Genomic DNA, 13,918 nt, shown 5'->3' with positions numbered 1-13,918 from the left:
CAGCACGGGAAATCCGAACCAGTAAAGGCGGACAAGCCGAACGTGCCGGTAATGGTAACTCTCGGCACAGCGAGTGCCGCTCCCGGTGAGATGGATACGGGGCGGTTGGAGGTCGGCGAAACCCGCGACGGTAGCCCGGTTGGACTCCCGGTGGCCGTCGTCAACGGCGCCGCCGACGGGAAGACGCTCTACATGCAGGCGGCGAGCGACGGCGACGAACTGAACGGCGTCGGGGTCATCCAGCGGGTCCTCCCGCAACTGGACCCGGCCGAACTCTCGGGGACGATTCTGGTGTGTGGCATCGTCAACTACCACGCCTTCCAGGTCGCCGAACACCGCAACCCCGTCGACGACACGAAGATGAATCGGGCCTATCCCGGCGACGCGAACGGGACCTCTAGCGAGCGTATCGCCGCCGCAACGTACGACGCGGCGGTCGGCGCCGACCTCGTCTTGGACCTCCATCAGGGCTCGACCTCGCGGATGATAGACGAAGTCCGGGTGCGCTGTGGCACCCGCCACCGTCTCCACAGCGAGTGTCTCGAACTCGCGAAGGTCTTTGGCTGTGGCTACATCCTCGACCAGAAGGGGCCCGACGGCCAACTCGCCCGGGCCGCGCCCGACGAGGGCGTCCCGACCGTCGACCCCGAACTCGGCGGCTGTGTCGGCTGGGACGAGACGTCCATCGAGAAGGGCGTCGACGGCGTGTTCAACGTCCTCACCTACTACGGCTTCCTCGATGGCCGGTACAGCCCCCGCGCCCAGACCCGCGCCACCGGGTTCGAGCAGTACGGCTCGCCCGCCGGTGGCCTCGTCGACTTCCACGTCGACCTCGGCGACCGCGTCTCCCGCGGCGAGACGCTGTTCGAAATCACCGACGTGTTCGGCCAGTCCAAAGCCGAGATTACCGCCGACTCGAACGGCGTCTTCTGGCGCTCGCGCCGCCTCCCGCAGGTCGCCACCGGCGAGTACGTCTGCTCGGTCGGGACGAATCTGGACACCTACTAGACTCCCGTTGTTTCCTGCAGGGGGTGTCCTCGGACCGATGGCCCTTCGGGTACCCCCGTCAGTCACTGACGCTCGGACGTTTCGTCGGAACCCACATGTGTCCGAGGGCGTGACGTAGTCGCCGTCGCGCTCACTGGCCGGAACGCCTAGCGCCACACGCGCAGAGAAACCGGGATGTCGGCGTCGACCGAGATCCACTGCGTCTCGACGTCGGACGGGTCCACGTCGGCGGCATAGCAGATGTACCGCTCGGTCCCGTCGGAGCGACTCCGCACGACGGCGGGGAGGACCCCCTCGTCTGGAGCGGGCGAGGGGGTCCCGCCAGTCGGGGACCAGTGGTCCGTTCCCATGCCGAGAGGCGTCGCTGAGGGACGGTATTGTTACAAGTCGGTTATACGATGGAAGGGACTACCGAACGCTGTCGAGTTCGACGAGGGCGTCGGCGGGAGCCGCCAGCCAGCGGGTCGCCACCTCGTAGCCGGGCCTGTCTTTCGGGTAGAGAAGCACGCGCTGTCCGCCGTCGGCCGCAGGTTCCAGTTCGGCCACCAGTGTCGTCTCGGCGAAATCGTCCTGTGGTAGCGGTAGTCCGTCCTTCTCGGCCAGCCGCCGCTCGATACTCATACCCGTCACTAACGGGGGTGTAATCCTTGTTATAACACGCATAACCCGAGTTTCGACCGTCCCGACCGGCGATATGCCGAGCCAACCGCCGCCCAAACGGTCGCGCACGCCCTCGCGCTGGGTCGCCCGCCGACGCTCACCGCTCGGGGTGTGTCGGCCCGTCGAACCCGCCGCGAACCAGCGGCTTCGCGATGTGGCGACGCGCCACCGGCGGCACCTCGTACCACCCCGGTTCGAGGACTCGGTCGACCGGCCGTTCGACCTTGCCGTCCGCGCTGGTGTCACAGTCCCGACAGCGGTACCCCTGATTCCGACCGGCCGAGGACATCGACCCCCCGCAGTCGGGACACGTCGGCGTCACGCGTTCGGTGGTCACCAACTCGCGGGCGGCGAACTTCTCCAGTTTCAGCGTCCCGTCGGACACCTCGCCACAGGCCGTCACGCGGTCGCCCTCCCGGAGGGCGCGCACGCGGTCACGGAAACGCTTCGTCGGTTCGAAGGCCGCACACTGGAGGCGTGCGTCGCCGTCGGCGAGCGTCAGGAAGACGTGGCCACCCCGTCGCGTCTCGGGCGGGGCGACCACCGTCCCGGTGACGCGGAAGGCGCTGTCTTCCCTGACCTCGCCGAGGGGAGCGTCCTGTAGGTGGACGTCGGTGCCCTGATTCGTGAGGAACGTCGCGCTGTCGGCGACGGGTTCGCCGTCGATGGCGTCGGCGACGGCCCGGCAGGCGTCGGCGTCGTCACCGCGGATGCCATAGAGGATGGGACACGGCGTTCGGGGGACACACACCGGATAGCCAGACTCGTGGTCGACGGTGTCCCACACCGCCGGGTAGTGTGCGTCGGCGGCGGCCCGCACGCGCTCTGCGTCTACGTCCCGCTCGGTACCCCAGCGCGACTGCTCGCGGTAGGCGATGTGTTCGTACGTCCAATCGGAGAGGGCGGCCCACGCCCCGACGGCCGCCAGCGCACCGACGAGGCCCCGGCCGTTACCGCGTTCGACGCGGGCAAACCCCGCGAAGTCGGCGAGGGTCGTCGCCGTCACGTGGTCCTGTATCTCGCGGATGGCGTCGAGTGTGAACTCGGCCACCTGCGGCGGGACGGCGTCGGGGGCGCAGTCGGCGACGATTGCACCCGGGTTCGTCTTCGGGTCGTCGGTCCGTGCGAGGGAGAGCGTCTCGCGGACGAGCGCGGTCGCTCGGTCGGCGTCGAGGTCCGTGTGGACCGCCAGTGCGGCGTTGCCGCGGGTCTTGTGCTCGACGGCGGGGTTCAAGCGGACCAACAGCACACGGTCGACGGTGCCACCAGCGTCGCGTACGGCGTCGGCTAACTGGGCCGCTGCGTAGGTCGTACACATCCCCGTCTCGCGCGAGTCCGTATCGTCTATCCCGACGACAGTCACGACCGGACGTATCCGACTGTCAGGCAAGTCTGTTTCGCAGTGTCGTGTCGGCCGAGAGACACCGCGCTGGCGGCACAACGCATATATCCGGTGACTGGCTTACCATCAATAGAGGTACCGAGTACTATGTCACGGTCGGCACTGGTCGGCAACGTCACCGCCATGCTCGAGGACGCCGGGTTCCTCGTGAGCGACCGGTGTGCGATTCGACCCAAGAGTTTCGACGTCGCGGCCCGCCGCGGCGAGGACGTGTTGCTCGTGAAGATACTCGGCAACATCGACGCCTTCGACGCCCGCACCGGCGGCGAGATGCGCCGTCTGGGCACCTACCTGAACGCGACGCCCATCGTCGTCGGCCTCCGAACCCGGGACGAGGAACTGAAACCGGGCGTCGTCTACTTCCGCCACGGCGTCCCCGTCCTCTCGCCCGATACGGCGCTCGACCTGTTCGTCGAGGAAGTCCCGCCGCTCATCTACGCCGCGCCGGGCGGCCTGTACGTCAACATCGACTCCGAAGTACTGGCGGACGCCCGCGAGGAGAGAGAGTGGTCGCTGGGCCGTCTGGCGAAGGAACTGGGCGTCTCCCGCCGCACCGTCTCGAAGTACGAGGACGGCATGGACGCCTCCGTCGACGTCGCCGCGGAACTGGAGGACCTCTTCGACGCGCCGCTGACCTCGCCGGTCAGCGTCCTCGAGGGGACCGAAGACATCCGCGACGACGAACCCACGCCCGAGGACCCGGACGTGGCCCCCGAGGACGAACCCATCGCCACCGTCTTCACCCGCATCGGCTTCGAGGTCCACCCCACGGACCGCGCGCCGTTCAAGACGGTCAACGAGAACGCTCGCCGGCGCGAGCAGGTGCTGACTGGCCACTCGACCTTCACCGAGGCCGCCGAGAAGCGGGCGCGCATCATGTCCTCCGTCGGCGAGGTCACCCGCACCCGCTCGGTGTACGTCGTCGACGAACTCACCCGCGAGTCCGTCGAGGGGACGGCGCTCATCGAAGAAGAAGAGATGGAGGAGATAGAGGACGCCGACGACCTGCGGGACCTCATCATGGAACGCGGCGAGGACCCCGAAGAAGTGGCCTGACCCGCCGCCTGCGTTTTTCCGATAACACGCAGATAGCCGGTGGTACGACGCCCGGTCGCCGATGGCGGTCGCTCACCGACCGGCTACAATGAAAAGTTCGTCCGGACTTACGCCGCGCCGCCGCCGTACGTCTCTTCTAAGTACTCCACGATGTCGTCGGACTCGGGCATCCCCTCGATGCCGTTGTTGTTGTCGACGAGGACCGGGACGCCTGTCTGGCCGGAGACGTCCTTCACTTCCGTGCGTTCGCTGTGCGAGCGCGGAACCATGTGAGACTCGTAGTCGAGTCCGAGTTCGTCGAGTTTCGTAACGACCTTCGCACAGTAGGGACAGCCTTCCAGTTCGTAGAGTTCGAGGTTTGCCATCTCGGAGGTGCATAGACGGTCGACCGGAAAAAGGGCGTCGGTGGTGTGTGTCGGTCGAACAGCGCCGTCAGAGCGCGCTGGAGAGGACGCCGCCGGTTCGGACGACGAAGTAGAGGACGAACGCGGCGGCCAGTATCCACTGGCCGACGAGGACGTCGTCGAACTCACCCTGTGCGGTCTTGACGATAGGGTAAGAGATGATTCCGGCGGCGATACCGTACGCGATGGAGTAGGTAAAGGGCATCACCATGATGGTCAGGCCGGCCGGCACGGCGTGGGCGAAGTCGTCCCACTGGATGTCGACGACGTTGCGCAGCATGAGGACGGCGACGACGACGAGCGCGATGTGAGAGGCGTACAGCGGAATCGCGCTCGCCAGCGGCACGACGGCGAGCGACGCGAGGAACAGGACAGCGACGACGAGGGCCGTCAGCCCGGTCCGGCCGCCCTCCTCGACGCCGGTCGCGGACTCGATGAACGTCGTCACCGTCGAGGTGCCGAGCATCCCGCCGACGGTGGTGCCGACGGCGTCGGCCATCAGCGGCTTGTCGATGTCGGGGAAGTCGCCGTTCTCGTCGAGGAAGCCGCCGGCCTGCCCGACGCCGACGAGCGTCCCCGCGGTGTCGAAAAAGTCCACGAAGAAGAACGTGAACACGATGAGCGCGAAGGAGAACGCCTCGACGTTGCCGAACCCGGTGAGGAACGCGCCGGCCAGCGGCGTGATGTCGTACTGTGCGGAGGCGAGGCGGGAGGCGTCGAAGCCGCCGTTCCGGACGGCGTCGGTCGCAAGCACGCCGGGTTCGACGAGGCCGGCGAACGTCGCGAGTGCGCCGACGAGCGTCGTCAGGAGGATGCCGACGATGATAGAGCCGCGCAGGCCCGCCGCGTACAGGACGAACGTGAGAAAGAGGCCGACCACCGAGAGGATGGCCACGGGGTCGCTGGCGATTTGCCCGGTGCCGACGAGCGTCGCCGGGTCGTCGACGACGATGCCCATCGCCTGCAGGCCGATGATGGCGAGAAAGAGGCCGATACCCGCGCCGACGGCGAACTTCACGGGTTCGGGGAACAGTTTGATGATGTACTCACGGGCACCGACGGCCGTGAGGATGATGAAAATGACACCTTCGACGACGATGGCCGCGAGTGCCGTCTGCCACGGCACGCCGAGGACGCCGACGACGGTGATGGCGAAGAAGGCGTTGAGGCCGAGGCCGGGCGCGAGGCCGAACGGCCGGTTGGCGTAGAACGCCATCACGAACATCGCCACCGCCGACGAGAGGATGGTCACGACGGCGAGCATCTGGAATATCTCGCCGGGGCCGTAGCCGGAGATAGCGATGCCACCCGGCGTGTTGTCGTCGGGGAACGCCGTGAGAATCGCCGGGTTCAGGACGACGATGTAGCTCATCGTCAGGAACGTCGTTATCCCGGCCAGAATCTCGGTTCGTACGTCGGTGCCGTGTTCTTCGAGACCAAACAACTCTTCGAGTGTTCCCGCCATTTATCCCACTCTCTGTACAGACCGGCTTAAGCGTGGCGAGAGTGGCTAATAATGGTCGGCTGGACGACGAGTCGACGGACGCCGGGCGTGTCCTGTCGTTTGCTCGCGGTTAGACGTCGACGTCCTCGGGCGCGTCGGCCAGCAGGTCCGACGCCGTGACCAGCGCCTCCAGTTCGAGGCCGTGGTCGGCGAGGTTCTCGCGGGCGCCCTCCTCGCGGTCGACGACGACGAGGACGCGATTGACCACCGCACCCGCGTCTCGCAACGCCTCCGCGGCGTCGATGGCGCTCTGGCCCGTCGTCGCGATGTCCTCGACGACGACGACCTCCTCGCCGTCGTCGAGGTTCCCCTCGACGAGGTTCGCCGTGCCGTACTCCTTCTGTTGTTTGCGGGCGATGACGTAGGGCAGGCCCGTCTCGACGCTGGTGACCGCCACCAGCGGCACGCCGCCGAGCGCGACGCCGGCGAGTTTCGTGTCCGCGACGCGCTCTGCGAACGCCTCGGCGATGAGTTCCAGACACCGGGGGTTCGTCTCGAAGACGTACTTGTCGACGTAGTAGTTCGAGGTCCCGCCGTGGGAGAGTTCGAACTCCCCGTACTTGACCGCGTCAGCGTCACGGAGCGCCGCGATGAGTTCGTCGTTGGCCATACTCTCTGGTTCGGGGCCGGTGGCTAATGGCTGTTGGAATCGCTCTCGCCACGGCTGTGGTCTCGGCGCGAACGAAGACGAGGGTCAGAACAGGCAGAAAGCCCCGTGGAACACCCGACCGGGACTTTCTGGCTGTCGGAAGCGGGCCGATTGCCGACGACAAACGAACCATCGCCACGAGCTAGCGGCGACATTCATAAGCCGGTCGGCGACGCAGTCCCGCGTGAATGCACGTGTTCGGGTCGAGCGGTGTCAGGGGCGTCGCGGGCGAAGAGTTGACGCCGCGGTACGTCCTGCGGGTCGCACAGGCGGCCGGGAGCGTCTGGACCGAGGAGTACGACCGCATCGCCGTCGCGCGGGACACGCGGACGACCGGTCGGACGTACGTCAACGCCGCCACCGGCGGCCTCACCGGCATCGGGTTCGACGTCGACCGACTCGGCATCGTCCCGACGCCGGGGTTACAGGCCTACTGCGAACGCGAGGCGATTCCCGGCGTGATGATTACGGCCAGTCACAACCCGCCGGCGTACAACGGCGTGAAACTCGTCGGTTCCGACGGCGTCGAGTTGACCCGAGAGACGCTGGACCGCGTCGAATCGGCGCTGTCCGGCAACATCGAACAGGCCACGTGGGACCGCGTGGGCGAGGACCGCCCCATCGAGAACGCGCGGCGGTCCTACCGCGAGGCGGTTGTGTCGGCGGTCGACCGCGAGCGCATCGCCGACGCCGACCTCACCGTCGTCGTCGACCCCGGCCACGGCGCGGGGTCGCTGATCAGTCCCGACCTGTTCCGGGAACTGGGCTGTACGGTCCACACCGTCAACGCCCAACCGGACGGCCACTTCCCCGGACGGAACCCCGAACCGGTCGCAGCGAACCTCGGGGACCTGCGGGCCTACGTCGAGGCGACGGAGGCGGATCTCGGCATCGCCCACGACGGGGACGCCGACCGGGCGATGTTCGTCGCCGGGACCGGCGAACACATCGAGGGTGACGCCGCGCTGGCGGCGCTGGCGGCCGCGGAACTCGACCCCGGCGACGGCGTCGTCTCGGCGGTCAACGCCTCCCAGCGGCTCGTCGACGTGGTGAACGCCGCCGACGCCACCCTCTCGTTGACACCGATCGGGTCGACGCACATCGTCAGCCGCATCCGCGAACTGGAATCGACGGGCACGCGCGTCAGCATCGCCGGCGAGGGCAACGGCGGCATCCTCTTCCCGGAGTACCGCATCGCCCGCGACGGGGCCTACACCGCGGCGCGCTTTTGTGAACTCGTCGCGGAGACGCCCGCCAACGAACTGATCGCCCCCTACGACGAGTACTACAACGTCCGCCGGAACCTCACCGTCGACGACGAGGACCAGCGCGAGGCGATGCTCGACGGCATCGAGGCCCGCGCCGACGACTCGGGCGCCGACCTCGATACTACCGACGGCTGGCGACTCGACTACGGCGACGGCTGGGTGTTGGCTCGCCCGTCGGGGACGGAACCGGTCGTCCGCGTCTACGCCGAGGCCCGCTCGCCCGAACGGGCCGAAGAACTCGCCGCGCAGATGGTCGACGCCGCCACGAACCAGACGGCGACGAACGACGCCTGAGCCACGTTACAGCGGGCCGTACTCGTCTAGCGCCGACTCGATAGCGTCCCGCTCCGCTCGGAGCGAGTCGAGTTCCCGGTCGACGGCGCCGTCTTCGAGTCGCTCGCGCTCGTCTGTGGACAGTTCCTCGCGAGCGAGCGCGCTCTCTCGCAGGGTCTCGTAGTCCTCGCGGTCGGCGAGCGCTCGCACGTCACGCAGGCACGCGATCACCGAGTCGTCGGCGAAGCCAGCGAGTACGGAGCGGTACTCGCGGACGAGCCACGGCAAGTGGTCGCCGGGCGGCGGCGGCCACCCGACCGTCAGCGGTTCGGCGTCGAGATTCCGGAGGTAGGTCCGGCGCGTGGCGACGGTCCGCCGGAGGGCCGCCGTATCGTCGACGTAGTGGTCCAGTTTCGACGCCGAGTAGTCGGCGTACTCCAGCAGTTTCGGAATCGGTTCGGTGCCCGCCTCGTGGTCGCGGACGTAAGCCAGCAACTCCTCGGGCGGGGACTGAAAGTCGACCAGCGGGAACGCCTCCGCTCGCTCGACCGCGGACAGCACCTCGCGAGCGGGTGCTTCGTCCCGGAACTCGCTGAAGGCCTCGCGGGCCGACGCGTCGTAGGCGTCGATCGGCGCTCGGAGGTCGTCGACCGGGGCGTCTAAATCCGCGTCGCCGAGACGCTGGAGGCGGTCCAGCTCGTCGATTCGCGCGTCGATCTCATCCAGTCGCTTCCGGGCGGCCCGCCGGGCGTCGGCGTAGTCCTCGCGGGCCTGTGCCCACTCGTCGAGACGGCCGACGAGGTCGGCGACCGGGTCGAGTCGCGACCGCGCGGACTCGAAGTCGCTCTCGGTGAGCCGGCGCTTCTGCAGGGACTCGTCGATGGCCTCGAACGTCTCGCGCTCGGGCAGGTCCTCGTCCAGCCCGTCGGTCAGCGTCGCGACGGCGCCCTGAAACTCCGTGAACGCCTTGAAGTCGCCGCTGCCCGTCGCCGTGTCCTCGTAGCGGTCAAGTAAGTCCCGTAGCTCCCGGTAGGCGCGCTGACAGGCCCGCAAGCGCTCCTCGCCGACCGCCTCGACGCGCTCTCTGGCCCGGTCGCGTTCCTCGGCAGCCGTCCGGAGGGCCGCGGCAGCATCGGTCATCAGTACACGTCGTCGGGGTCGAACACCTGTTCACCGACTTCCTCGCCGTCGACGGTGCGGTAGAAACAGGACTCGTAGCCGGTGTGACAGGCTCCGCCCGATTGCTCGACCAGATAGAGGAGCGCGTCGCCGTCGCAGTCGACCCGGACCTCCTCGATTGCCTGCGTGTGGCCGCTGGTGGCGCCCTTCTTCCAAAGTTCGTCGCGGCTCCGGGAGTAGTAGTGGGCGTAGCCCGTCTCGCGGGTCCGTTCGAGCGCTTCCTCGGTGACGTAGGCGAGCATCAGCACCTCGCCGGAGTCGGCGTCCTGTGCGACCGCCGGGATGTACTCCTGCTCGTCGAACGCGAGGGCGACGTCGGTCATACCCGAGAGGTCGCCTGTCCCGAAGATAGGTCTTTTGTCGTGGCCAGCGCGTTCGGTCCGGAGACGCCGCCGTCGTGATGGTCCGGGTCGCGTCCCGAGCGGACTCACGCCACGCCGACGAGTCCGAGCAGGGCGTACAGCACGTCGCCGTACACCAGCGAGACGACCAGACCGGCGAACATCGGGACGAGGAACGGGATGCCCGGCGATATCCACACGTCGTCCTCGCTGACGAGCACCTCCAGCCCCTCGCGTAACTGCTCGGGCGAGGTGCCGTAGGCCGATCCTTCGATGTCGTCTAGGAAGCGCTCGGCCCCCCACGGGTCGGCGGTAGCGGCGGTCCCGAACTCGGTGGCGGTGTCGGGCGAGACGCCGCCGTCGGAACGGGATTCCGACGAGGGTCGCCTCGCGTCGCTCGGCTCCCCGCCGTCGGTGACGATAGCCCCGTCGCCGGGGTCGTTGGGAACCCGCGGGAGCGAGTCGGGGTCCCGGTGCCGGTCCGGGTCGGCCCGCACCTCGGCGAGTGTTGCCCCGCGCCACTGGAGGTACATCCGGAGGGCGTCGATATCGAGACCGCTCCGGGTGAACCCGTCGGTGGTCTCAAGCAGGCGGCCGTACTCCTCGGGGACGGCGTCGACGGCGACGGGTTTGCCGATGAACATCGCCAGCGAGAAGCGGCCGCGGGCGAGGTTGCTCACGGCGACGCCGAGCGGATAGACCACCCCCGCGAGGACGGTGTTCGAGAGGATGGTCAGCGAGAACACGCCCAGTGCCGACGGCTCCAGCGGGAGCGCCGCCGTCGGGAGGTAGTAGACGGGGTAGACGGGAAAGAGGACGGCGACGAGCATGAACGCCTTCGCGTCGGCGCCGCCGAACCCGCCGACGAGCCAGAACCCGTAGGCCAGCGGTGCGACGAAGCCCAGACTGATCGCCACCCGGAGCAGGAACGCCCGGCCGGCCGTCGGCCCGGTGAGGACCGTATAGCTGTCCCACAGGAGCAAGACGACCGCGAGCGCCGCCAGCGGCACCCACGCCCGGTTCGGGACCCGGCGGGTCTTCACGTCGCGGTACGCCGCCCACCCGAACACGGGGACCGCGAGCAGTCGCAACAGGTCCGGTATCGACCCCAGCACGCCTTGTGGTCTCACGGCGACGGCCCTAATGGTTCCGGGTCGGGGAAACGCGCCACGGTACAGCAGCGGCTCCCCGGGAAGAAAGCGGAAAGAACCGCAGAACAGCGTTATATGACGCGGTTCTGCAGGTAGTCGAGGTGCTTGGCGTTGTAGACGATCTTGACCTCGTCGGCGTCGGGGCTGCCGATGCAGGTCAGGCGAACGTTCTTGTCTTCGACTTCCTCGTCGCTGAGGATCTGCTGCATGTCCATGTCGATGTCGCCTTCGATGACGATGGCAGCGCAGTTCGCACAGGCGCCAGCGCGACACGAGAAGGGCCAGTCGTAGCCCTGAGCCTCGGCGGCTTCGAGGATGTATTCGCCTTCGTTGACTTCGAGGGAACCGTAGTCCTCGTCGTCGAGGTCCATGTCGGCAGCCTCGCCGAAGACGTCGTCGTCGTACATGTCCCAGCCGTTGTCGTCCACTACTTCGTAATTAAGGTACTCTACCGTGGGCATCACCTGCGTGGTTCGGAGGCCGACTTGTTAGACTTTGCCCTTCAGGACGATCGCATGAACGATTGTGAGGGACGGCGAGGGGGTCAGGCGACAGGTGAGAACCGAAACACGAGGTACGCCGCGACGGTGGCAATCGACGGGACGACGTTCTGGAGGAAGATGACCCGTGCGGTCGTCCCGGGTTCGAACAGGTCCGACGCCGTCGGGACGTCCTCTCGGGATTCCTCGCCGATGGGTGCGGGGTCGTCGGCCGGCGGGTCCTCCGTCTGGTCGCCGACGGTCGGTGCGGCGTCCGAAGTCAACGACCCGACGGAGGCCGCCGGCACCTCGCCTTTCATCGTCTCCGAGAGCGTCGTCGTCCGGGTCGCACGGCCCCACCCGAGGCCGACGATGCTCATGGTCGCGATGATGACGAAACTCGCGGGGATGCCAAGCGCCGAGAGGAACGTGACGATGGTCGATGCGACGGTGGCGACGACGATGGCCGCGACGAGGGGCAGTTCGGTGAGGTCGTTGCCGACGGTGTCCATCGTCCGGCGGGCGATGGTGAACGCGCCGAGGCCGATGGCGCCGCCGCCGAGCAGGATGGCCGGGTAGAGGTCGAGCGACCCGTTGCCGACGAGCGGTGCGACGGCGTTGGCGACGTTCGACGCCCCCGCAGAGAACCCCATGTAACAGCCGATGCCGATGACGACGACGGTCCCGACGAACTCCCGTGGCGTCGTGTTCTCACCGAGTTCCGGGCGCGGGAGACTCCCCGAGCGGTCTACCGTGAGCAACGATCCCTCGCTCTGGGAGACGGCGAACCACTCGACGAGCGTCGGGTAGAAGTACCGGCCGATGACGCCGCTGACCCAGAAGGCGATAATCGGCGAGACGAGCCACCACGAGACGATTTCGAGCATCAGCCCCTCGTTGAGCGTCTGCTCTGCCAGTCCGAGGCCGGCGATGGCGCCGACCGCCGTCATCGACGTCGAGGCGGGCACGCCCGCGACGTTCGAGAGGAACAGCGCCGTCCCGATGAAAAAGAGGACGACGATGCTGACGAGCGGCGAGAACTGCGACGTCACGAGGTCACTCCCGAGACTCTTGACCACCGCGGGGCCGACGAGCAGCCCCCCCGCGAGCGCGAAGACGGTCATCAACGCCGCCGCAGAGAGCTTGGTGATAGTGTTCGACCCGACAGCCGGGCCGAAGGCGACGCCCGTCGAGGAACCCCCGATGTTGAAACCGACGAAAACGGCGACCACGAGTCCGAGCGCGAAGAGAACCTCGACCATACGGGATGCAAGCCCGGCGGCCGGTAAAGCCTACCGTCTCGCTACCGCGTCCCGTTCGCGTGCGATACTCTTCCCGTCGGTCAGGCTCTCGCTACAACACGTACTGGAAGACGAGGTAGGACGCCAGCGCGGAGATAGACGGCGTCAGTATCCACAGCATCACGACCCGACCGGTGGCCGAGGGGTCGAACAGGTCGGCGGCGGTCGTCACCGACTCGGGGTCCTCTTCGCCGATTTTGGCGACCGGTCTCGCTTCACCGGACCCCGATGACGTGGGGTTCTCTTCGGTGTCGACGTTGAGCGCACTGACCGAGACACCTTTCCCGCCGCTCCCGCCGGCAGCGGCACCAGTGACTGCGGCCCCCGCCGCCTCGGCCAGTCGCGTCGTCCGCGTCGCCCGACCCCACCCGAGGCCGACGACGCACATCGTCGCCGAGACGGCGAGGCTCGCCGGGATACCGGCCAGCGACAGCAGGCTGATGATGGTCGCACTCACCGTCTCGACGATGAGCGCCGCGAGAATCGGCAGTTCGGTGAGGTCGTTGCCGACGGTGTCAAGCGTCCGGCGGGCGATGGTGAACGCGCCGACACCGATGGCCGCGCCAGCGAGTGCGACGCCCGGATACAGTGCGAGTTCTCCGCTCCCGACCAGCGGTGCGACGGCGTTGGCAACGTTCGACGCCCCCGCCGAGAAGGCCATGTAACAGCCGATGGCGACCACGAGGAACTGCCCCACGCGCTCCCGCCGGGACGTCCCCGGCGTGTCGCTCTCGAAGACGATGCGGGCCGCCAGATGCGGGTAGAGGTAGCGACCGACGACCGCCGACAGCCAGAAGGCGACGATCGGGGCGACCAGCCACCACGAGACGATGCGGCCCATGACGTTCCAGTCGATGGTTCCACTGGCCACGCCGAGACCGGCGATGGCGCCGACCGCCGTCATCGACGTCGAGGCGGGCACACCAAACAGGTTGGAGACGAGCAAGGCGAGGCCGACGAAAAACAGGACCGTGACGCTCGCAAGCAGCGTGAACTCGCTGCTCGGGACGATGCGGCCCCCCATCGTCTCGATGACCTCCGTACCGACGGTGGCGCCGCCGAGCAGTGCGAAAACCGTCATCAGGCCGGCCGCCATGGTCTTCGATATCGTGTCGCTCCCGACGGCGGGGCCGAAGGCGACCCCCGTCGAGGAACCTCCGATGTTGAAGCCGACGAAGACGGCAACAGCTAATCCGAGAACAAAGAGAGCCTCGACCATACAAGACGCCAGACCGGGCGGCGG

General features: G+C 67.8%; 15 protein-coding genes. 3 read left to right on the top strand and 12 right to left on the bottom strand.

Translation table 11 applies throughout. The annotated features are described in order from the left end of the window. The first annotated feature begins 51 nt into the window (after positions 1-51). Complete coding sequence (locus tag NDI85_RS14980; protein WP_166967565.1) at positions 52-1,008, top strand: succinylglutamate desuccinylase/aspartoacylase family protein; 957 nt, start codon at positions 52-54, stop codon at positions 1,006-1,008. A 146-nt stretch (positions 1,009-1,154) separates the two neighbouring features. Here the strand turns inward: NDI85_RS14980 and NDI85_RS14975 are convergent, their stop codons facing one another. The 3 genes from NDI85_RS14975 to NDI85_RS14965 all read right to left on the bottom strand — a co-directional run bounded on the left by NDI85_RS14975 (position 1,155) and on the right by NDI85_RS14965 (position 3,031). Further along, entirely contained in the window at positions 1,155-1,358 is a 204-nt protein-coding gene (locus NDI85_RS14975) for a hypothetical protein (RefSeq protein WP_166967563.1), read from the bottom strand. 58 nt (positions 1,359-1,416) lie between these two features. Then, on the bottom strand, positions 1,417-1,629 hold the full coding sequence (locus NDI85_RS14970) for a hypothetical protein (RefSeq protein ID WP_310916241.1): 213 nt from the start codon (positions 1,627-1,629) through the stop codon (positions 1,417-1,419). A 136-nt stretch (positions 1,630-1,765) separates the two neighbouring features. Then, the gene (locus NDI85_RS14965; protein WP_310916240.1) at positions 1,766-3,031 is read right to left on the bottom strand and encodes a tRNA(Ile)(2)-agmatinylcytidine synthase; all 1,266 of its coding nucleotides are present in this window, start codon (positions 3,029-3,031) and stop codon (positions 1,766-1,768) included. Positions 3,032-3,157: 126 nt separating this feature from the next. Here NDI85_RS14965 and NDI85_RS14960 point away from each other — a divergent pair, with 126 nt between their 5' ends. Then, the gene (locus NDI85_RS14960) at positions 3,158-4,126 is read left to right on the top strand and encodes a transcriptional regulator (protein ID WP_189000371.1); all 969 of its coding nucleotides are present in this window, start codon (positions 3,158-3,160) and stop codon (positions 4,124-4,126) included. Between the two features lie 107 nt (positions 4,127-4,233). On the opposite strand, the gene NDI85_RS14955 is transcribed toward NDI85_RS14960, so the two are convergent. The 3 genes from NDI85_RS14955 to pyrE all read right to left on the bottom strand — a co-directional run bounded on the left by NDI85_RS14955 (position 4,234) and on the right by pyrE (position 6,644). Then, positions 4,234-4,491 carry a glutathione S-transferase N-terminal domain-containing protein gene (locus tag NDI85_RS14955; protein WP_310916239.1) on the bottom strand — a complete coding sequence of 86 codons (258 nt, stop codon included), beginning with the start codon at positions 4,489-4,491 and terminating at the stop codon, positions 4,234-4,236. Between the two features lie 67 nt (positions 4,492-4,558). Further along, a complete protein-coding gene (locus NDI85_RS14950; protein ID WP_310916238.1) occupies positions 4,559-5,995 on the bottom strand; it encodes an NCS2 family permease in 1,437 nt (478 codons plus the stop codon). A gap of 109 nt (positions 5,996-6,104) precedes the next feature. Continuing rightward, positions 6,105-6,644: an orotate phosphoribosyltransferase gene (gene pyrE, locus NDI85_RS14945; protein ID WP_310916237.1), complete on the bottom strand. Its 540-nt coding sequence runs from the start codon at positions 6,642-6,644 to the stop codon at positions 6,105-6,107. A gap of 227 nt (positions 6,645-6,871) precedes the next feature. On the opposite strand from pyrE, the gene glmM reads away from it, so the two are divergent. Next, on the top strand, positions 6,872-8,245 hold the full coding sequence (gene glmM / locus NDI85_RS14940) for a phosphoglucosamine mutase (protein ID WP_189000383.1): 1,374 nt from the start codon (positions 6,872-6,874) through the stop codon (positions 8,243-8,245). A 6-nt stretch (positions 8,246-8,251) separates the two neighbouring features. Here the strand turns inward: glmM and NDI85_RS14935 are convergent, their stop codons facing one another. The 6 genes from NDI85_RS14935 to NDI85_RS14910 all read right to left on the bottom strand — a co-directional run bounded on the left by NDI85_RS14935 (position 8,252) and on the right by NDI85_RS14910 (position 13,894). Further along, positions 8,252-9,364 (bottom strand): hypothetical protein, encoded by a 1,113-nt coding sequence (locus NDI85_RS14935; RefSeq protein ID WP_189000386.1) that lies wholly within the window; start codon positions 9,362-9,364, stop codon positions 8,252-8,254. Next, positions 9,364-9,726: a phosphoribosyl-AMP cyclohydrolase gene (gene hisI, locus NDI85_RS14930; RefSeq protein ID WP_166967544.1), complete on the bottom strand. Its 363-nt coding sequence runs from the start codon at positions 9,724-9,726 to the stop codon at positions 9,364-9,366. The genes NDI85_RS14935 and hisI overlap by 1 nt, the downstream gene beginning before the upstream one ends. A 104-nt stretch (positions 9,727-9,830) precedes the next feature. Then, positions 9,831-10,859: an A24 family peptidase C-terminal domain-containing protein gene (locus tag NDI85_RS14925; protein WP_310916236.1), complete on the bottom strand. Its 1,029-nt coding sequence runs from the start codon at positions 10,857-10,859 to the stop codon at positions 9,831-9,833. Between the two features lie 107 nt (positions 10,860-10,966). Next, positions 10,967-11,356, bottom strand: coding sequence for a ferredoxin Fer1 (fer1, locus tag NDI85_RS14920; RefSeq protein WP_166967542.1), 390 nt, complete (start codon positions 11,354-11,356; stop codon positions 10,967-10,969). Positions 11,357-11,439: 83 nt separating this feature from the next. Next, the gene (locus NDI85_RS14915; protein WP_189000392.1) at positions 11,440-12,636 is read right to left on the bottom strand and encodes an inorganic phosphate transporter; all 1,197 of its coding nucleotides are present in this window, start codon (positions 12,634-12,636) and stop codon (positions 11,440-11,442) included. 91 nt (positions 12,637-12,727) lie between these two features. Beyond that, on the bottom strand, positions 12,728-13,894 hold the full coding sequence (locus NDI85_RS14910) for an inorganic phosphate transporter (RefSeq protein ID WP_189000395.1): 1,167 nt from the start codon (positions 13,892-13,894) through the stop codon (positions 12,728-12,730). Between the last annotated feature and the right edge of the window lie 24 nt (positions 13,895-13,918).

This window comes from Haloarcula sp. S1AR25-4, from assembly GCF_031624555.1.
In the GTDB taxonomy this organism is placed as follows: Archaea; Halobacteriota; Halobacteria; order Halobacteriales; family Haloarculaceae; genus Haloarcula; species Haloarcula pellucida.
This window is presented reverse-complemented; position numbering and strand designations above follow the sequence as displayed.